The following is a 19166-nucleotide window of genomic DNA, read 5'->3' as shown; positions in this document are numbered from 1 at the left end:
CGAAGAAACGCCCAACAGGGCCTCAGACATAGGAGAAGACCAATGGCATCGATAAGTCGCGTCAAGGAACGGGCCGAAGAGCAATCGACCACGATGAGCGTCGACCAGCAGGCGACAATCCGCATGCTGGCCAACGACCTGCACAGGCTCAACCAGTCGGTGATGAAGGCGGTCGAGGCGGGCGTCTCGGTGGAGCTCGTGCGCTCCGCGAGGCACCATGGCGGCGACGGCAATTGGGGCGACCTGCTGATCCCGGTGATCGTTACGCAACAAAGCCATGGCTGACCCGGAAGCGCTACAACCGGCCATTTGCCCGCGCCGCGCATGCGCAGGTGAATTTTATTTTTATGTAACCAAGCTATGTACAGGGCAGTACAGTGCTGTTGCTTGAACCCACTGTGTAGGACATGCTTTCAGAAGTCCTTTATTTCAACTTGACATAGGGCGCGATCTCACGCCAATTGCCCCCAGATTCAACTCTGCATTGAAATAGGGGCGAGATTCTTGGCCGACTTGGGTGCCCAGTGAGTGACAAGGGGAAGAGTACAACACATCTGAATCTGGCGACTCGGGGGTCAAACATTGAGACGATCCGAGATTCCTCGCGGGTGCTTGTTGTCGGGAAGTCGCCGATCAATCGCGTCGTGGTGTCTAAAATCGTTGAGCGTTCCGGGCTCAAGCCACTCTCGGAATCGCCTGAAATGGCGGTGAAGACCTTGCGTTCGCTTATCCCCGGGGCGGTTGTCCTCGATGGTGGCCCCGACAACAAAGACTGCGACACGCTGATGTCCAGCATCGACACGTTGCGGCGAGCCACGGGCAAGGCACTTCCTCCCGTGATCCTGCTTTCAACCAAGAATGACACGCCGGAGAGCCTGGGCCTGGCGCATGTCGTCGACGTGGTGGTGGCCAAGCCGATCACGCCCGAACGGTTGCAACCGGTCATCGATCGCCTGACCGGCCGCTAAAACGATTCCAAAAAGGCGAGAACCGTTTTTCCATCCAGGACTGCGCGAAAAATCAGCCGGAGGTCAACGATCAAACTCTGTTTTTGATGCTTTCGACCAGCGCGGGCAATTGGCTGAGATCCGATATCTGGCGGAAACGCGGCTCGGCAACCGGCGCCTCGACATGTTCGAGCACCCAAGTCAATTCGTGTGGCACATGGACACCCCAGCCGCCAGCCTCGATGGCGGGCACCACATCCGACTTCAGCGAATTGCCGACCATCATGCCCCTTGCCGGGCCATCGCCATGGCGGTTGAACAGGCGCGCATAGGTCGCGGCGGTCTTGTCGCTGACGATCTCGACTGCATCGAACAACTCGCCCAGCCCGGAGCCGGCCAGCTTGCGCTCCTGATCGAACAGATCGCCCTTGGTGATCAGCACGAGGCGGAAAGTGCCGGCGAGCTTCTCGACCGTCTCGCGTGCATGCGGCAAGGGCTCGATCGGATGGCCCAGCATCTCGCGGCCGGCGTCGAGAATCTCCGATATGACGGAAGCCGGCACGCGCCCGTCGGTAATTTCTATCGCCGTCTCGATCATCGAGAGCGTAAATCCCTTGATGCCGAAGCCGTAGATCGCGAGATTGCGCCTCTCGGCTTCCAACAGTCGAGCCGAGATCTGCTCGCCCTCGCCATGATCGGCCAGCATGGCGGCAAAGCGCCTTTCCGTCATTCGGAAGAACCGTTCGTTCTGCCAAAGCGTGTCGTCGGCATCGAAGCCGATCGTGGTCAGTTCGCTGCTGGGTCTCATCGCCGGCTTCTCGAGTGCGGAAAGACGCCAAACCTATGCCGACCGGCAAGCGGTTTTCAACCCGAGACGGCAAATGCCAGCGGCGGCTCCCCTTCCCTTCCATCGCACGGCACGGCTATACTTGAAAATCCGCAACCCAAACTGGTGAATGATGCCGCCTGCAAAAAAGGAAGTCCGTCCGTCGAGCCGCGGAGGACGAACGCGCACACCTGCCTTCGTGAAAAACCTGCGAGGTGTGAAGAACTGGAAGGAGGTCAGCGATTGGCTGGAATGGCGCGGCATCGAGGATATCGAATGCATCACGCCTGATCAGGCCGGCGTGGCGCGCGGCAAGATGATGCCTTCGAAGAAATTCACTTCCAACACCTCACTGGCGCTGCCTTCGGCCGTCTTCATGACGACGATTTCCGGCGGCTATCCGGAGGACGGCAACGGCTTTCACTATCCGGAAGACGACGGCGACCTCAAGCTGATGCCGGACCTGTCGACATTGACCGTGGTGCCCTGGGAAGAAGACCCGACGGCCGCCGTCATCTGCGACCTCGTCCACCAGGACGGCCGCTCGGTCGAGTTCACGCCGCGCAATGTGCTGAAGCGCGTGCTGGCGGCCTATGACAAGCTTGGGCTGAAGCCGGTCGTGGCACCCGAAATCGAGTTCTACCTGGTGCGCAAGAATCCAGACCCGGACTATCCCCTGACCCCGCCTGTCGGCCGCTCGGGGCGCGCGATCGGCGGCGGCGCCGGCTATTCGATCGCCGGCGTCAACGAGTTCGACGAACTGATCGACGACATCTACCATTTCTCCGAAAGCCAGGGCCTGGAGATCGACACGCTCATCCACGAAGAGGGCGCCGGCCAGCTCGAGATCAATCTGCGCCACGGCGACCCGATCGAGCTCGCCGACCAGGTATTCATGTTCAAGCGCACCATTCGTGAAGCCGCGCTCAAGCATGAGATCTACGCGACCTTCATGGCCAAGCCGATTCAGGGCCAGCCGGGCTCCGCCATGCATATCCATCAGTCGATCGTCGACAAGAAGACGGGCAGGAACATCTTTTCGGCCGAGGATGGTTCGGAGACCGAGGACTTCTTCCATTTCATCGGCGGCATGCAGAAGCACGTGCCGAATGCGCTGGTTATGTTCGCGCCCTACGTCAATTCCTACCGGCGGCTGACGCAGGCGGCCTCTGCCCCGGTCAACAACAAATGGGGCTACGATAACCGCACCACGGCGTTCCGCGTGCCGCGTTCCGACCCTGCGGCGCGGCGCGTTGAAAACCGCATCCCGTCCTCCGATGCCAATCCCTATCTGGCGCTGGCGGCTTCGCTTGCCTGCGGGCTGATCGGCATCACCGGGAAGATCAAGGCCGAGCCTCCCGTGCTGACCACTGCCAACGCACACGAGATCGACCTGCCGCGCAGCCTGCTCGAAGCCGTCGACCTGTTCGAGGGCGACGAGGAACTCTGCGCATTGCTGGGCAAGTCCTTCGCCGCCACCTATGCGGCGATCAAGCGGGCGGAATTCGAAACGTTCATGGAAGTGATCAGTCCGTGGGAGCGGGAATATCTGCTGCTCAACGTCTGACCAATCATGAACTACCAATCCCCCATTTCCCCCGGCCGATCCTGGTATGAGGACACGGCTGGGCCGCGGCCCGAATATCCAACGCTCGACGGTGATCGGACCTGCGACGTCGTTATTATCGGCGGCGGGTTTACCGGCCTGTCGGCAGCGACGCATTTGGCCAAGGCCGGTACCAACGTTGTCCTGATCGAAGCATATCGTTTTGGCGACGGCGCTTCGGGGCGCAATGGCGGCCAGCTCGGCACCGGGCAGCGTGCCTGGGCCGAGGACCTAGAGGCCGAATACGGTCTGTCCCGCGCCAGGGCACTGTTCGATCTCGCCGAAGAGGCGAAGGCGCATCTCATCGACTTCGCCGCCATAAACCAGATCGATATCGACTATATGCCGGGCCAGCTCTCGGTCGCGCACAAGCCGCGCTATGTCGACGACTACAAGGCGCATGCCGAAATCATGGCCCGCCGCTTCTCGTACCCGCACATCTCCTTCATGGATGCGAAGGAGACGGCGCATCGGTTGGGCTCGAGCGCTTATTTCGGCGGCACGCGCGATATCGGGACCGGCCATATCCATCCGATGAAGCTGGTGATCGGCACGGCGCGGGTGGCGGCACAAGCCGGCGCCCACTTGTTCGAAGGGACGCCATCGACCGGCATCGTCTCGGCGGGCGGCAAGGTCAGGGTCTCCACGCCAAGAGGGACGATCTCGGCGCAAAAATGCCTGATCGCGGTCAACGCCTATGGCGGCACGCTCGAGCCGGTGAGTGCCGCGCACATCATGCCGATCGGGTCCTTCATCGGCGCGACCGCGCCGCTGGGGCCGGATTCGAACGTCTTGCCGGGGAGCGAATCGGTCGACGATTCCCGCTTCGTCGTGCGCTATTTCCGCAAATCCAGGGATGGCCGGCTGCTGTTCGGCGGACGCGAGGTCTACGGCGTCAACGATCCCAAAGATATCCACATCCACATTCGCCGTCAGATCGCGGAGCTCTATCCGGCATTGAAGGATGTCGAGATCACGCATGGCTGGGGCGGCTATGTCGGCATCACGGTGCCGCGCAAACCGTTCGTGCGCGAAGTGATGCCGAATGTGATCTCGGCCGGCGGCTATTCCGGCCATGGCGTCATGCTGTCGAACTTCTTCGGCAAGCTCTATGCCGAAACGATTGCCGGCAATCGCGACCGGCTGAAGCTGATCGAGGACCTGAAAATTCCGCCATTTCCCGGCGGCCGCCGTTTCCGCGCGCCGCTGCTTTTCCTGGCGCTCAACTGGTTCGCACTGCGCGACAGAATCTAGGCGACATCGGATCGCCACGGTCCCAAACCGTCACGACCTGATGTGATATTGTATATTCATTGTAACATTTGTTGCCTCAGCGGCACATTGCGGAAATGCCGGCAAAGGCGCAGAACCCTTGGTAATGGCGTACTGACGCCACAATCGCGGGCGAAAGGTCCGCATCTGGGCGATTGTTCGGAGATGTTGCGGGCCCGCCCGCGTTTTGGGACCGATGCTGATCGAACGCGTGACTTGCGATATTTGATCGAAAGAACACCGGCCCGCTTATGGAGGTGGCAAGAGTGATAGAGCCCTTCAGTTTCGGTGCTCCGGAACGTCGGCGCTTCGCCATGCAGTTCGGCTATGACATGCGCCCGTCATTCTGGCAGGGCGTCCGTTCGAACTCGCACCTGGTTATTGCGGCAATAGGCACCGCGGCACTGCTTGGCGTTGCCGCAGTGGCGCTCTGGCTGGCGTTGCCGACCGGCGAGAGGCAAGCAGCCGCCAGTCCCGAGCAGAGCATTCCGACCATTCCGGTGAAAACGACGAAAGTTCCCTCCTCGGGGACGACGGTGACGGCGGCTGCCGTGACGCCTCAGGCGGAGCGCAAGTCCAGCCAGGTGTCACCGACCACGGCAGCGGCGGCGGTGAACATACCAGCGCTTGCGGCCAATGATCCGCGCTGGACAGGGGCGCAGCCGAAGGCTGCGGCAACTGATCCCGATCAAACCGCGGCTCCCAGCCAGGTAGCCAAGCAGCCCGAGCCGGCGCCAAACAAAACAGCGGCGGCATTCGCCCAATCGTCTACCGATACCGATGCCACCGACGAACTTGCCAAGGTCGCCGCACCGAGCCCGCCTGCCGATAGCAGCAATCCCGATGGCGCGCAGACCGCCGCCATTCCGGAGACGCAGCCGCAAGCACCGGAACAGCAGCCGGCGGCGACCGATGACGATGGCGGCAAGGCCAAGGCCAATCCGCGCAAGGTGACAGCGGCCGGCAACGGACGCATCCTGAGAGCGGTGACCATGCGCAGTGCTCCAAAGAAGGGTGCCACCCCCATCGGTACGGTCCCTGCCCGGACCTCGGTGCAACTGATGGGCTGCAAGAAGTGGTGCGAGATCGTCTACAACGGCAAGCACGGCTGGGTGTACAAGAGCTACGTCAAGCCCGGCACGTAATGTGAGGGCGCGTTTGGACCGGCTTGGGTGCCGGGCCCAGCCTTATGACGACCTGCCTCTGAACATGCCGCGGAACTGCCGCCACATTCTGGTGCGCCTGCGGAGCATGACGTGGGCGCGATGCTGTTCGTAGGGCAATTCATACATACCACAGGTTTGGCAGCCTTCCTTCTTGCCACAGATTGGGATCCAGCATTTGACGTCATGCGTCCAGGCGAGCGCGATGCGCTCCAGGTGAAGGTTGGATGAGCTTTTGACGAGGATCAGTTCGCCGGGCACCGCCGTCCGTTTGATATGGTCGGAGACTTCCTTCACCGTCCGAAGCTCGACAAACTGGCCGTTGTCGCGATCGCTCTGACTGGCACGCGAGCGATGTGCGTTGTCTCCGGTATAGATCACCTGATCGGCGATTTCCCGCGCGGTTTGGTAGGCGTGAGCGTATTTCCTGGACGAGCCTGTGTAGTCCGAAATCTGGCCAATTACGATGCGCTTGCGGCTGGCAGTAGCCTTGGCCATCATGTCCAGGGCAAGATTGATCGAGTGCCAGGGCGCCTTGGCGGCATCGACGATGAATTGCGGACCGCCTTCGGTGATCAGCACGGCACAGCGATTCACGACTGGCTGGAACGTTGCCACCTGGGCCACAACCTTGTGTGGAGGAACACCGAGTTCGAGCGCCGTAGCGACGGCGGCAACGGTGGGTAGCCAGAAATATTCGGCGGGAAAAGACGTCTGGATTTGCAGCAGCCCTCCTCGCCAATGGATCGAAAAGGTTAGCCGGTCCGGATAGGCGGCGTGGATGTCGGTCACACGATAGTCGGCCGTCCGTGCCGCGCCGAAGGTGACGACGCGGCATCCGGCGCCGGTAGCCATGTCAGCGACATAGGGATCGTCGGCATTAAGGACTACAAGGCCCCCCGGACGCAATGCCGCGACCAATGCACGCTTTTCGATGGCGACGTTTTCCAGTGTCCTGAAACTGGCAACGTGCTCCAGACGAACCATGATGACGACAGCCACATGCGGCTGCAGCATTTCCGCCATTGGCCGGATCGTGTCGACGCCGTACGCCCCGGTTTCCATTACGACATAGTCGGCCTGTTCCACATGCTTCATGCGCCTGTAGAGCGTGCTGACGACCGAATGGATGGTGTTGGCCAGAACCTGCGTGTAGACTGGTCGATGAGCGGCCAATATGTGCCCAAGCAGTGCCGTGACGGTCGATTTTCCCGAGCTGCCGGTGACGCCGATGAAAGTCGCCTTGCTTTTCGCGCGGGCACGCTTCGCCCTGTAGACACTGACGCGCCACCGCAGATCTTTGAAAGCTTTGCGTAATTTCGACTTCATCGCGCCAACAATCCCGTTCCCCGGAAAGAACTTGAGGCCCCGTAACTTCAAGTCAAGTCGATGCCCGAGTCGCGGTCAAGTCGGCGATTGCCTCAGATGCAGCGCCCGCCATCGACCTCCAACGCGACCCCGGTGATGAAAGCGGCCTCGTCCGAGGCCAGCCATAAAGCCGCGTTGGCGATATCGAGCGGGGTCGACAGCCGCCCGAGCGGGATCGAGGCGCGGAACGCCTCGCGGATCTCGGGCGTGTCGGCGCCCATGAATTTCTCCAGCATGCCGGTTTCGCCGGCGACCGGGCAGAGGCAGTTGACGCGGATGTTTTTCGGCGCGAGCTCCACCGCCATCGACTTGGTGGCGGTGATCGCCCAGCCTTTCGAGGCATTGTACCAGGTAAGGCCGGGTCGTGGCCTCAGCCCGGCAGTCGAGGCCGTGGTCAGGATGACGCCACCGCCTTGCCGCTCCATGATCGGCACCACGGCAAGGGCGGCATGATAGATCGCCTTCATGTTGACGGCGGTGATCAAATCGAAGGTCTCCTCATCGACCTCGAGCATGTCACCGTTGCGATGGGTGTAACCGGCGTTGTTGACCATGATGTCGATGTGCCCGAAGGCGCTTTTTGCGGCATAGACCATTTCGTCGAATTCGGAGCGCAACGAAACGTCGGTCTGCGTCCAGATCGCCGCCTCGCCGATCTCATCGGCGACGCGTTTCGCACCCTTGGCGTTGAGATCGGCGATAACGACCCTGGCGCCCTCTTGCGCGAAGCGCTTGGCCATGCCTTCGCCGAAGCCCGATGCCGCCCCGGTGATAATGGCGACCTTGTTTTCCAGACGCATGCTTTCCCCGCTCATCGATATCTTCCCGCGACCAACAAGGCTGCCGACGGCCGTGGCCCACGCCGCGACAGACAAGCGCCCATTTCTCCCTTAGCTTTCGTCACATTCACGTTCTATGCTGCAACTGCGAAAGCTTCCGGAGTCTTCGTTCATCGACAAGCCTCCGGCTGGCGCCAGTGTCAAGCGCACAGGTGGACTCAATCAATATCCAGCGATTGGTCCTCGATGTGACACCATGGCACTGGAAAATTTAAATCGATTAGAATATATCAGCCGCGTACTTGCGACCGGCGTCAAAGCGGACAGACCATGACCAGCCAGATCATTCCCGTCGATCCTTTCGACTTCATCATTTTCGGCGGTACCGGCGACCTGTCGGAACGCAAGCTGCTGCCGTCGCTCTACTATCGCCAGCGCGACCATCAATTCTCCGAGCCGACGCGCATCATCGGGACGTCGCGCTCGAAAATGAGCGACGAGGAGTTCCAAGCCTTCGCCAAGCAGGCGATTTCGGACCATGTCAAGCCGGCCGATATCGATGCCAAGGAGTTGAAGACCTTCCTCGCCCGGCTTTCCTACGTCCCGGCCGATGCAACGAGCGGCGCCGGTTTCGACAAGCTGAAAAAGGCGATCGGCGAAAGCGACCACATCCGCGCCTTCTACCTTGCCGTGGCGCCGGCGCTGTTCGGCGACATCTCGCACAAGCTAAAAGAGCATAACCTGATCACGCCGAATTCGCGCATCGTGCTGGAGAAGCCGATCGGCCGCGATCTTGCCTCGGCGCGGGCGCTCAACGACTTGGTCGGCGACGACTTCCACGAAAGCCAGATTTTCCGCATCGACCATTATCTCGGCAAGGAGACGGTGCAGAACCTGATGGCGCTGCGCTTTGCCAATGCGCTCTACGAGCCGCTGTGGAATTCCGCCCACATCGACCATGTGCAAATCACGGTCGCCGAGACCGTCGGCCTGGAAGACCGCGTCACCTATTATGACAAGGCCGGCGCACTGCGCGACATGGTGCAGAACCACATGCTGCAGCTGCTTTGCCTCGTCGCCATGGAAGCGCCCTCGTCGATGGACGCCGACGCGGTGCGCGACGAGAAGCTCAAGGTGCTGCGGGCGCTGAAGCGCATCAACGGCAACGAGGCGCCGAAGCACACCGTGCGCGGCCAGTACCGCGCCGGCGCCTCGGCCGGGGGACCGGTGAAAGGGTATGTCGAGGAACTCGGCAAGGACAGCAACACCGAAACCTTCGTCGCCATCAAGGCCGAGATCGGCACCTGGCGCTGGGCGGGCGTGCCGTTCTACCTCAGGACCGGCAAGCGGCTGGCGACCCGGGTTTCGGAAATCGTCATCGAGTTCAAGCCGATCCCGCATTCGATCTTCGGCGACAGCGCCGGGCCGATCTTCGCCAACCAACTTGTCATCCGGCTGCAGCCGGATGAAGGCGTCAAGCAGTTCATCATGATCAAGGACCCAGGCCCGGGCGGCATGCGGCTGCGCCAGATCTCGCTCGACATGAGTTTCGCCCAATCGTTCGACGGCCGCGCGCCCGACGCCTATGAACGGCTGATCATGGATGTCATCCGCGGTAACCAGACGCTGTTCATGCGCCGCGACGAGGTGGAAGCCGCCTGGAAATGGATCGACCCGATCCAGAATGCCTGGGAAGGCGCCAAGCAGGAAGCGCAGGGCTATACGGCGGGCACCTGGGGGCCGTCGGCCTCGATAGCGCTGATCGAACGTGACGGGCGGACATGGCACGAGAGCAATTGAACAGCGCCAGCTACAACTGGAACGCTTTTCCCGACCGTTCGCAACTGGCCTCGGCGCTGGCTGGCCGCGTCGCCGATGCCCTGACCAAGGCGATCACCGGGCGCGGCACGGCACTGCTGGCGGTCTCCGGCGGCACGACACCGGCAAAATTCTTTGCCGCGCTCTCCGCGGCGCCGATCGCCTGGGACAAGGTGATCGTGACACTGGTCGACGAACGTTTCGTACCGGCCTCCTCGCCGCGATCCAATGCCGGGCTGGTTGCCGCCAACCTGCTGCAGAACGCGGCCAAGGCGGCCCGCTTCGTTCCGCTCTACCACGAGGCGGTCGGCATCGAGGATGCCGCGGCATCCGATGATGCGGCCCTGCGATCCCTGCCCTGGCCGCTTGATGTCGTGATCCTCGGCATGGGGCCTGACGGCCATACCGCCTCCTTCTTTCCCGATGCCGACGATCTGCCGAAGCTGCTCGATCCCGCCTCGGACAGGATCATCCTGCCGGTTCATGCTGCAGGTGCGGGTGAGCCTCGGCTGACCCTGACCCTGGCGCGGATCATCGACGCCGGTTTCATCGCGCTGCACATCGAGGGCGAGGACAAGCGAACCGCCTTCGACGGTGCGGCCGCGCCAGGGCCGCGAAAGCCGATCCGTGCCGTGCTCGACGCATCGCCCAAGCCCGTGGAGGTTTTCTGGGCGCCCTGATTGCAATCTTACAAGTGGTCCCGGCAACGGCGGGAGGATGTTTCCGGGACCTCGCCTGAAAGGACCTGATCCCATGACCGCAAGACGCGATATCGAAGCCATCACCGAACGGATACGCCAGCGCTCCAAACCGGGCCGGGAGCGCTACCTCAGCCGTATCGCCGAAGCGTCGAACCAGACGGCCAACCGGTCGGTGCTGTCCTGCGGCAACCTTGCCCATGGCTTTGCGGTCTGCAGCCCCTCGGAAAAGCTGGCGCTCGGCGCCGACAAGGTGCCCAATCTCGGCATCATCACCTCTTACAACGACATGCTGTCGGCGCATCAGCCCTTCGAAACCTTCCCTGCCCTGATCAAGGAGGCCGCGCGCGAGGCGGGCGGCATCGCCCAGGTGGCCGGAGGAGTGCCGGCGATGTGCGACGGCGTGACCCAAGGGCAGCCCGGCATGGAGCTGTCGCTGTTTTCGCGAGACGTGATCGCCATGGCAGCCGCGATCGGCCTGTCGCACAACATGTTCGACGCCGCCGTCTATCTCGGCGTCTGCGACAAGATCGTCCCGGGGCTGGTGATCGCCGCACTGACCTTCGGCCATCTGCCGGCGGTGTTCATTCCTGCCGGCCCGATGACGACAGGCCTGCCCAACGATGAGAAGGCCAAGGTCCGCCAGCTCTATGCCGAGGGCAAGGCAGGCCGCGCCGAGCTCTTGGAAGCCGAGTCCAAGTCGTATCACGGGCCGGGCACCTGCACCTTCTACGGCACGGCGAACTCCAACCAGATGCTGATGGAGATCATGGGCCTGCACACGCCGGGCGCGTCCTTCGTCAATCCCGGCACGCCGCTACGCGACGCCTTGACCCGCGAAGCGACGAAACGGGCGTTGGCGATCACCGCGCTCGGCAACGCCTATACGCCGGTCGGGCGGATGATCGACGAACGTTCGTTCGTCAACGGCGTCGTCGGCCTGCATGCCACCGGCGGCTCGACCAACCACACCATCCACCTGATCGCCATGGCGGCCGCCGCCGGCATCGCGCTGACCTGGCAGGATATTTCCGACCTCTCGGAAGCGGTGCCTCTGTTGGCACGGGTCTATCCGAACGGACTTGCCGACGTGAACCATTTCCATGCCGCCGGCGGCCTCGGCTTCCTGATCCGCGAACTGCTCGACGAAGGGGTGCTGCACGAGGATGTGCGGACGGTGTGGGGCGAAGGCCTGCGGCCCTATGCGGTCGAGGCAAAGCTCGGCGCCGATGGCGGTGTGCTGCGCGAGGCTTCGCCGCGTGCAAGCGGCGACGAAAAGGTGCTGGCGCCGTTCAACAAGGCTTTCCAGGCGACGGGCGGACTGAAGGTGCTGGCGGGCAATCTCGGCCACGCCGTCATCAAGACATCAGCCGTCAAACCGGAGCGGCGTGTCATCGAAGCGCCGGCCAAGGTGTTCGACAGCCAGCAGGGGCTGAACGACGCCTTCAAGGCGGGCACACTCACCGGCGACTTCATCGCCGTCATCCGCTTCCAGGGTCCGAGGGCCAACGGCATGCCGGAACTGCACAAGCTGACCACCGTGCTCGGCATCCTGCAGGATCGCGGCCAGCGCGTGGCGCTGGTCACCGACGGGCGCATGTCGGGCGCCTCCGGCAAGGTGCCGGCGGCAATCCATGTGACGCCGGAAGCGGTCGAGGACGGGCCGATCGCGCGGATCCATGACGGCGACATCATCCGCCTCGACGCCGATGCCGGCACGCTGGAAGTGCTGGTGCCAGGCACCGAATTCGCGCTGCGCCGCACGGCCGAAGTCGATCTCATCGGCAATGAATTCGGCTTCGGACGCGAGTTGTTCGCCGGCTTCCGTCAATTGGTGGGCCGCGCCGATCACGGTGCCAGCGCGTTCGGCACTGCCTGACGCATTCTGTCCGCATAAAAAAGGGCGGCACGCGGCCGCCCTTTTTTATGCCGGTCGAAATCGCAATCCTTATTGCACCGTCAGTTCAACCCGCTCTCCGGCCTTCACGGTCACGGCGCCTTCCTTCTTGCTGTTGTCCGACTTCTCCGAAACCACCGCGTAATCGCCCGCCGTTATCGCGGCCTGATACTTCTCGTCATAGGCATAGCCGATCGACTTGCGATTGCCATTGATGTCCTTCTTCGTCTCGAAGATCTCGATCTTGGAGGTGCCGGGCGCCGTGATTGCCAGCACGCCGGCATTCATGGCGACCTTGAGGTCCTGGAATTCGCCGACCTTGACGCTGAAAGGCTGTTCCACGACGGCGAGATCGACCGTCGCGATCAGCACATAGTCATCGGGCGGCAGATCGAACTTGCTGTCGGGGCCATAGGCATAGGTGACCTCGTCGCGGGTCCCATCGATCTTCTTCTTGGCTTTGAGCACCTTGAAGCCGGTGCCTGAACCGTCAGCCTTGTCGCCGCCGGCCACATAGTATGCGTTGGCAACGACATGGCCCACGCCCACGATGATGTCCTTGTCGATCACCCTGCCTGCGGCGAGCGGGATCGTTTCGGTGACCACGCCCTGCCCGATCGTGACGGTCACTTTCTCGTCGCCGGCCGGCAACACGACTTTCGTGTCTCCATAATAGGTCGGAGGGTTGTCGACGCCCGGATAGGCGATCACGACAGAGGCCCCGCTGGCCACATCGGCACCTTGGCTCGGTCGCGGATGCAGGATGAGCGTGCCGGCATTCAAGGTGAACAGCGGCTTGTAGACCTGGCCCGCCTCGATCTTGATCTTCTGCTCCGTCTTGGCCTCGCCGTCGCGCGCGACGACGACGTAGTCGCCCGGTTCCAGATTGGCTTTGTAGTCCCCGTATTCGGTGGTGACGTTGTCGCCGCGCGTGCCGTCTGATTTGGCCTTGTAGACTTCCCAGGCATTGCCTTCGATGACAGGATCGCCGCCCTCGGCCAGCACCACGGTCGGCATGAAATTGAACTCGGACTTGGCCGGCTCGGGCGCTGGCGCCGGAGCGGGGGCTGGTGCTGGCTCGGGCGCCGGTGCCGGCGCCGCGACGGTCTCGACCAGCGCCTCCTGCAGCGCCTTCTCATCGGAAGCCTGGATGTATTTGCCGCCGGTGTTGTCGGCGAGGCAGGCAATCTGCTTGCCTTCGTCGGCGGTCAGGCCGAAGCCGACGACGTCGGCGGTGAAATCGACACCGGAGGCTTCGAGTTCCTTGCCAAGCGCACAAGGGTCGCCGCCGCAGGTTTCGAGCCCATCGGTGATAAGAACGACAGTTGCCTTGTCCTCGGTGTATTTCAGCGCTTCGGCCGCCTGCTTGACGGCTGCCGTCAGCGGCGTCTTGCCGAGAAACTTCATGCTGTCGGCGGCTGCCGAGATGGCGCTTGCCGAGCCCGCCTGGGGCGGCACAATCAGCTGAATGTCGTCGCAGCTGCCTTTTTCGCGATGGCCATAGGCCATGAAGCCGATCTCGTCGTCGGCGGGAACCGATTGAAGCACGGTCCTCAGCGATTCACGAGCGATTTCCAGCTTGGGCTTGTCGTCGATCTGCGCCCACATCGATCCCGACGCGTCGAGGATGATGATGACCTTGTTTGCGGCAAAGCCGAATGTCGTCGTCGACAAAAGGAGGATCGCCGCAGCGATGCTCCGCGCAAGTATCGCCATCGAAATCTCCTGAGTAGCCACCCCGTCCGCTGGCCGAAGCTATTTGAGCGCGTGCCGGGACACAAGCCACCGCTATCAACGATAGCCCGCATAGGGCCCGTGCCTACCCAATTCAGTATGTCGTGCGGCGCTCTTCCGAGGGCGGGCGGCCAAATTGCAGCCGATAGCTCTGGGCAAAATAGGAATGGGAGGTGAAGCCGGTAGCGATCGCCACGTCGAGGATCGGCATGTTGGTCTGGCGCAGCAATTCGCGTGCCCGCTCCAGCCGCAGCCGCATATAGTAGCGTCCGGGCGTGACGTTGAGATGGCGCAGGAACAACCGCTCCACCTGGCGCACCGAGAGGCCCGCCGACTTGGCGAGTTGTACCGCCGACAGCGGTTCGTCGAGATGGTCGGCCATCAGTTCGACGATGCGTCGCAACTTCTCCGACTTGCCCGTCAGGTCACGCTCCGGCCCGACGCGCTGGCGGTCTCCAGCGGAGCGGATGCGCTCGTGCTGGAACTGGTTGGCGACGCCATTGGCGAGGTTGGAGCCGAAATCGCCACGCATGATCTCCAGCATCAGATCGATCGAGGTGGTGCCGCCGGCGCAGGTGTAGCGTTTGCGGTCGATCTCGAAGACGTTGCCAGTGCAGTTGATGTCAGGAAAGCGCTCGACGAAGCCGGCGCGGTTTTCCCAATGAATGGTGCAGCGATAGCCTTCGAGCTGGCCGGCCTCGGCCAGCAGGTAGGATCCGACCGACAAGGCACCAAGCGCGTTGCCGCGCCGGCCCCAGCTGCGCAAGGCCGCCAGAACCTTGCTCTTGCCCGGAAATTCGGTCGTCAAGCCGACCGAGACGAAGAGAATATCGACCGGCGGCAGGTCTGCGACGGCGTAGTCGATCTTGAGCGGCAGGCCGTTGGAAGCCATCACCGGATCACCATCGGCCGACACAGTGGTCCAGCCGTAGAAATCGCGGCCGAGCAGGCGGTTCGCCGACCGGAACGTATCGATCGCGGCGGCCAGCGAGAACATGGAAAACTTGTCGACCAGCAGGAAAGCGAACTGCCTGCCGCCTTGAACGGGATCATTCGTGACCGGCCGTTCCGGGGAAATGGTGGGGTTCGGCAAAGTTGCGGCTTTCAGGGTCAACCCGGGCTCAGAAGGAAGGCCGCTTCAATCCGGCCGCAAGGTAGGCCGAAGCTAACGTATTGGCCATCAACATGGCAATGGTCATCGGCCCGACACCGCCGGGCACCGGGGTGATCGCGCCGGCCGCCTTTGCCGCTTCGGCATAGGCGACATCGCCGACGAGACGCGACTTGCCCTCGCCTTTCTCGGGCGCCGGAATGCGGTTGATGCCGACATCGATGACGGTGGCGCCAGGCTTGACCCAGTGACCCCTGATCATCTCGGGCCTGCCGACGGCGGCGACAAGAATGTCGGCCGTGCGGGCAAGCGCCGGCAGGTCCTTGGTGCGGCTATGCGCGATGGTGACGGTGCAGTTGGCGGCAAGCAGCAGATTGGCCATCGGCTTGCCGACGATGTTGGAGCGGCCGACGACGACGGCGTAGAGGCCGGACAGATCCTTGCCGCGCACGCGCTCGATCAAAAGCATCGAGCCGGCGGGCGTGCAGGGAACAAAGGCGGTATCGAGTTCACCGGTGCCGAGCTTGCCGACATTGATGAAATGGAACCCATCGACGTCCTTTTGCGGCGCGATGGCCTGGATGATCTTGCCGGCATCGACATGGGCGGGCAGCGGAAGCTGGACCAGGATGCCGTTGATTTCGGGATCGGCGTTGAGTTCGGCGATGAGCTTGAGCAGCGCCTCTTGGGACGTTTCCGCCGGCAGCGTATGCTGAAGCGAATGAAAGCCGCATTCCTTGGCGGTGCGGGATTTGGAGGCGACATAGACCTGGCTCGCAGGATCCTCGCCGACGATGACCACGGCCAGGCCTGGCTTGGCCTTGCCCTTGGCGACCAGCTCGGCGGTCAGCGCCTTGACCATCCGCACCACGTCTTCGGCAACGCTTTTTCCGTCAATCACTTCGGCCATGCCACCCTCAACATCGTTCCGCCCCACGCCGCTTCGAGAACATAATGCCGCGGCGCAGGCAATCTGCAGCGCGGCATTGTCACGAAAATACAAGCTCGCAATCCCGTCAAAGCGCCTTCCCATGCCGTTTACGCGAAACCGGCACGGTTTTGTTCGGCCTCCGCCCCCTATCTGGTGGCTCAGAAGTAGCGGCGACGGGTGCGGTTTTCCGTGAGTTCACGGACCGCTTCGCGGAATTCACGCAGGCTGGCGCGAATCTCTTCGACCGATGCTTGTTCGCCACCCTCCTCGACTTGGATCGGCCCCGCGGGCGGAGCGGCCGAGGGCTGCGTCGGAGCGGGGGGCGGCGGATACGGTATCTGGGCCGCATAGGGTCCCGCCGCCGCTGGAATGGAGGGATGCCCCGCCGGCGACCAGGGCTGCGCCTGAAGATAGCCCAACGGCTGTGCATAGGGAGAGGACGGCAACGGCGGAGCCGGGTACGTTGCCTGTTGCGGCATCAGCGGCGAGCGCGAAGGCAAGGTCATCCGCTGCCCATACCCGGCGTCGGCGCCCGGCTGGAAGGGTGACTGCGAATAATCCAGGCCGGCCGCCTGCCGAGGCCCGAAACCGGACTCCGGATGGCCAGGAAATAGCGGAGCGTTGACAGGCCGGCCGTTGTCGGCGAAGGCGGGTAGGCCTAACCCGCGGGAGATGTCGTCGTCGGCTTCGGCCGACGGCTTGCGGGACATGGCCTTGCGCAGTCTCGACACGAGTGCGCCGATCCTGCCGGAGCTTTCGGCGCGAGCGACCTCGGTCCGCGTGACCGGCGGCGGCGGCGCGGGCGGCGGCGGCACAGGCGTTGCCGACATGGGCGGCTCTGGCGGAGGCTCCGCCCGGAATGGCTGCTCCTCGCGAGGCGCTCTCTGGTCACCCAACTTGCGTTCGTCCACCTTGCGCTCGCGGCGTGAGCGCGAGCTTGCCGTCTCGCGCAGGCTATCATAGGTACCGCGCAGAGCGCCGAGGCCAACGCCGGCGGCAAGGCCAAGCAGCAGGCCGGCGAGCGCCACCAAGGCCCGTGAGGGTCCATTTGGCTCGAGGGGGGCCTGGGCGGGAGTGATCACATTGATGTTGGTCGTGTTGATGCCCGTCTGTTCACCAGTCTCCTTGGCGCGCAAGAGATATTGTTCGTAGACGGAACGCTTGGCGGTGGCCTCACGCTCCAGTTCCCGCAGGGCCACCAGGTCGCTGTTGACGTCGCCGCTTTGGACCTTCGCCTGGGCCAGCCGGGAAGCGAGGTCCTGTTCAAGCTGAACCGCGCGCTTCAAGTCGACCTGCAGCGAAGAGGCGATGCGGCGCAGTTCAGCCGCGATGCGCTCGCGCGCGCCCGCGATCTGGGCGTCGAGGGCCTGGAGTTCTGGATGACGCGGTCCCAGCCGGACCGCGGCACGATCGGCCTCCTGCTTCAGCGTTGCATATTGCGAGCGCAGATCGCTCATGGTGTTGGAGTTGATCTCTTCCGGCAACGTGCCGGTCAGAACGGAATTGACGTCCAGCGAACGCGCCGACGCCGCCCGGGCATTAAGTTCCAGCGTGCGGGCGCGGGCGACCGAGAGCTGCTCGTTGAGCTTCAGCATTTGATCGTCGCTGATCAAATGGCCTTGCGCGTCGACCAGACCATGCGTGGCCCTGAAATCCTCGACCTTGCGCTCGGCCGCCTCGACCCCCTTGCGCAGATCATCGAGCTTGGACGTCAATTCGTTCGTCGCGCGTCCGGCCATGTCGGATTGGTACTTGGCGGCTTCCTGCTGGAAGACGGTCCTCGTCGTGTTGGCAATGAGCGCCGACTTGTCGCCATTCTGGGTTACGGCGCTGACGGAAATGACAAAAGTCTTGCCGCTGCGTTCGACCGACAGGCTCTTGGCCAGATTGCCGACAGCCAGCGCCTGGCGGCGAACCTCATCGACGCCGCCCGGCCCATCGTTGCGTGACACGATCGAGCGAATGAGCGACATGACGCCGAGGCCGCCGGAGCCTTGCCCATTGAATTCCGGATCGTTGACGAGGTTGAGATTCTTGACGACCTGATCGAGAACGGTGCCCGAGGTGAGCATCTTGATCCGGGTTTCAACGACGGCCAGCGCGGCATCGGGCTGGCCTACCGGTTGGGTAAGATCGCGATCGGAGAGCTTCAGGTCACCCGGCTCGATGATCAGTTCGGTCGTGGCTTCGTATTTCTTCGGCATCGACAAGGCGATGGCGACGCCAAGTCCAGCGCCCAGTATCGTGGTCACAACGATCAGCAGCTTCGACCTGGCAACGCCGCGAACGACCAGCATCGGATCGATCAGCGGCTTCCATTGCTGACTGTCGGTCCCGCCATTGGAGGACGGGTCAGCTCCGCCCGTAGCGCGGGACCCGATTGCCTCATGGGCGCCACCCGTGCCCGAAGATTCCTCCGGGGCGGGCGTTGCTGGCGGCATGTCGGGTGGCAAATCGCCGGTGCCGGTTTCACCCCGCGAAAGCCAGGCGCCCTCGGATACAAACGGCTGCTCATCGTCCAGGCGAGACCGTTCGGCGTTATCGGCTGCCGACCGAGGCGGGCTCGCCTTCGTCTCGCGACGGGAACGGGCCAGGCGATGGCGCGTGGCGGCATCCTCGCGCCATGAGGGGTCCGCGCGGTCTCCTATCGATACCAGCGAAGCATCCTCCTCGNTGGCGGCATCCTCGCGCCATGAGGGGTCCGCGCGGTCTCCTATCGATACCAGCGAAGCATCCTCCTCGCCACGCACGGCTTCGCCAAGCGCCAGCAAGGAGCGCTCGCGCTTCCAGTCTTCACGGTTTTCCCTGTCGACCATTGTCGTGGAGCTTTACTCTTGGCCGCTTGGCAGCGGCGGTCGGCCATTCGTTAAGCCACGCTAAACAGGCATAGGAAACAAAAGGTTAATTTCCGGGAGACGATCGCGGTATTCACGTTATGGTTGCAACAATTCTCAACACAGCTGAAAGCTTCAGAACGGCGCGTTAAACTTTCCACCCTATGCATTTTCCTCGACGT

The 19166-nt window shown here is 62.9% G+C and carries 15 protein-coding genes; 8 read left to right on the top strand and 7 right to left on the bottom strand.

From position 1 onward, the window contains the following. Positions 1–42: 42 nt before the first annotated feature. Positions 43–285 carry a hypothetical protein gene (locus X742_RS152720; protein WP_006202762.1) on the top strand — a complete coding sequence of 81 codons (243 nt, stop codon included), beginning with the start codon at positions 43–45 and terminating at the stop codon, positions 283–285. Positions 286–524: 239 nt separating this feature from the next. Continuing rightward, entirely contained in the window at positions 525–968 is a 444-nt protein-coding gene (locus X742_RS0137170) for a response regulator (protein WP_031241151.1), read from the top strand. A 70-nt stretch (positions 969–1038) separates the two neighbouring features. Here the strand turns inward: X742_RS0137170 and X742_RS152725 are convergent, their stop codons facing one another. Further along, positions 1039–1755 (bottom strand): HAD family hydrolase, encoded by a 717-nt coding sequence (locus X742_RS152725; protein WP_023772827.1) that lies wholly within the window; start codon positions 1753–1755, stop codon positions 1039–1041. A 148-nt stretch (positions 1756–1903) separates the two neighbouring features. Between X742_RS152725 and X742_RS152730 the strand changes: the two genes are divergently transcribed. From X742_RS152730 to X742_RS152740, 3 genes are all read left to right on the top strand, one after another. Then, positions 1904–3340 carry a glutamine synthetase family protein gene (locus X742_RS152730; RefSeq protein WP_023772826.1) on the top strand — a complete coding sequence of 479 codons (1437 nt, stop codon included), beginning with the start codon at positions 1904–1906 and terminating at the stop codon, positions 3338–3340. A gap of 6 nt (positions 3341–3346) precedes the next feature. Then, positions 3347–4633 carry an FAD-binding oxidoreductase gene (locus X742_RS152735; protein WP_023772825.1) on the top strand — a complete coding sequence of 429 codons (1287 nt, stop codon included), beginning with the start codon at positions 3347–3349 and terminating at the stop codon, positions 4631–4633. 284 nt (positions 4634–4917) lie between these two features. Beyond that, on the top strand, positions 4918–5796 hold the full coding sequence (locus tag X742_RS152740) for an SH3 domain-containing protein (RefSeq protein WP_023772824.1): 879 nt from the start codon (positions 4918–4920) through the stop codon (positions 5794–5796). 42 nt (positions 5797–5838) lie between these two features. On the opposite strand, the gene X742_RS152745 is transcribed toward X742_RS152740, so the two are convergent. Then, positions 5839–7143 carry a Mur ligase family protein gene (locus X742_RS152745; protein WP_023772823.1) on the bottom strand — a complete coding sequence of 435 codons (1305 nt, stop codon included), beginning with the start codon at positions 7141–7143 and terminating at the stop codon, positions 5839–5841. A gap of 92 nt (positions 7144–7235) precedes the next feature. After that, positions 7236–7982 carry an SDR family oxidoreductase gene (locus tag X742_RS152750; RefSeq protein WP_031241153.1) on the bottom strand — a complete coding sequence of 249 codons (747 nt, stop codon included), beginning with the start codon at positions 7980–7982 and terminating at the stop codon, positions 7236–7238. A gap of 309 nt (positions 7983–8291) precedes the next feature. Between X742_RS152750 and zwf the strand changes: the two genes are divergently transcribed. The 3 genes from zwf (at position 8292) to edd (ending at position 12356) form a co-directional block, all read left to right on the top strand. Then, positions 8292–9761 carry a glucose-6-phosphate dehydrogenase gene (zwf, locus tag X742_RS152755; protein WP_023772821.1) on the top strand — a complete coding sequence of 490 codons (1470 nt, stop codon included), beginning with the start codon at positions 8292–8294 and terminating at the stop codon, positions 9759–9761. Further along, positions 9743–10459, top strand: a complete 717-nt coding sequence (gene pgl / locus X742_RS152760; protein ID WP_023772820.1) for a 6-phosphogluconolactonase — start codon at positions 9743–9745, stop codon at positions 10457–10459. The genes zwf and pgl overlap by 19 nt, the downstream gene beginning before the upstream one ends. 73 nt (positions 10460–10532) lie before the next feature. Then, positions 10533–12356 carry a phosphogluconate dehydratase gene (edd, locus tag X742_RS152765; protein WP_023772819.1) on the top strand — a complete coding sequence of 608 codons (1824 nt, stop codon included), beginning with the start codon at positions 10533–10535 and terminating at the stop codon, positions 12354–12356. Positions 12357–12425: 69 nt separating this feature from the next. Here the strand turns inward: edd and X742_RS152770 are convergent, their stop codons facing one another. The 4 genes from X742_RS152770 to X742_RS152785 form a co-directional block, all read right to left on the bottom strand. Continuing rightward, positions 12426–14090: a VWA domain-containing protein gene (locus X742_RS152770; protein ID WP_023772818.1), complete on the bottom strand. Its 1665-nt coding sequence runs from the start codon at positions 14088–14090 to the stop codon at positions 12426–12428. A gap of 112 nt (positions 14091–14202) precedes the next feature. Then, positions 14203–15201, bottom strand: coding sequence for a GlxA family transcriptional regulator (locus X742_RS152775; protein ID WP_032924849.1), 999 nt, complete (start codon positions 15199–15201; stop codon positions 14203–14205). Positions 15202–15229: 28 nt separating this feature from the next. Next, positions 15230–16129, bottom strand: coding sequence for a bifunctional methylenetetrahydrofolate dehydrogenase/methenyltetrahydrofolate cyclohydrolase FolD (folD, locus tag X742_RS152780; RefSeq protein WP_023772816.1), 900 nt, complete (start codon positions 16127–16129; stop codon positions 15230–15232). Positions 16130–16308: 179 nt separating this feature from the next. Beyond that, positions 16309–18966: a GumC family protein gene (locus X742_RS152785; RefSeq protein ID WP_023772815.1), complete on the bottom strand. Its 2658-nt coding sequence runs from the start codon at positions 18964–18966 to the stop codon at positions 16309–16311. Positions 18967–19166: the final 200 nt, after the last annotated feature.

Origin of the sequence: Mesorhizobium sp. LNHC229A00, from assembly GCF_000502415.1 — a bacterium.
In the GTDB taxonomy this organism is placed as follows: domain Bacteria; phylum Pseudomonadota; class Alphaproteobacteria; order Rhizobiales; family Rhizobiaceae; genus Mesorhizobium.
The sequence above is the reverse complement of the archived record's forward strand: the minus strand, read 5'-3'. Positions and strand labels throughout refer to the sequence as shown.

Bases quoted from the DNA above. Each gene is read 5' to 3' on its own strand.
- pgl (WP_023772820.1), top strand. From the start codon at position 9,743: ATGGCACGAGAGCAATTGAACAGCGCCAGCTACAACTGGAACGCTTTT.
- X742_RS152735 (WP_023772825.1), top strand. From the start codon at position 3,347: ATGAACTACCAATCCCCCATTTCCCCCGGCCGATCCTGGTATGAGGAC.
- X742_RS152720 (WP_006202762.1), top strand. From the start codon at position 43: ATGGCATCGATAAGTCGCGTCAAGGAACGGGCCGAAGAGCAATCGACC.
- X742_RS152725 (WP_023772827.1), bottom strand. From the start codon at position 1,755: ATGAGACCCAGCAGCGAACTGACCACGATCGGCTTCGATGCCGACGAC.
- edd (WP_023772819.1), top strand. From the start codon at position 10,533: ATGACCGCAAGACGCGATATCGAAGCCATCACCGAACGGATACGCCAG.
- folD (WP_023772816.1), bottom strand. From the start codon at position 16,129: ATGGCCGAAGTGATTGACGGAAAAAGCGTTGCCGAAGACGTGGTGCGG.
- X742_RS152730 (WP_023772826.1), top strand. From the start codon at position 1,904: ATGATGCCGCCTGCAAAAAAGGAAGTCCGTCCGTCGAGCCGCGGAGGA.
- X742_RS152745 (WP_023772823.1), bottom strand. From the start codon at position 7,143: ATGAAGTCGAAATTACGCAAAGCTTTCAAAGATCTGCGGTGGCGCGTC.
- zwf (WP_023772821.1), top strand. From the start codon at position 8,292: ATGACCAGCCAGATCATTCCCGTCGATCCTTTCGACTTCATCATTTTC.
- X742_RS152770 (WP_023772818.1), bottom strand. From the start codon at position 14,090: ATGGCGATACTTGCGCGGAGCATCGCTGCGGCGATCCTCCTTTTGTCG.
- X742_RS152750 (WP_031241153.1), bottom strand. From the start codon at position 7,982: ATGCGTCTGGAAAACAAGGTCGCCATTATCACCGGGGCGGCATCGGGC.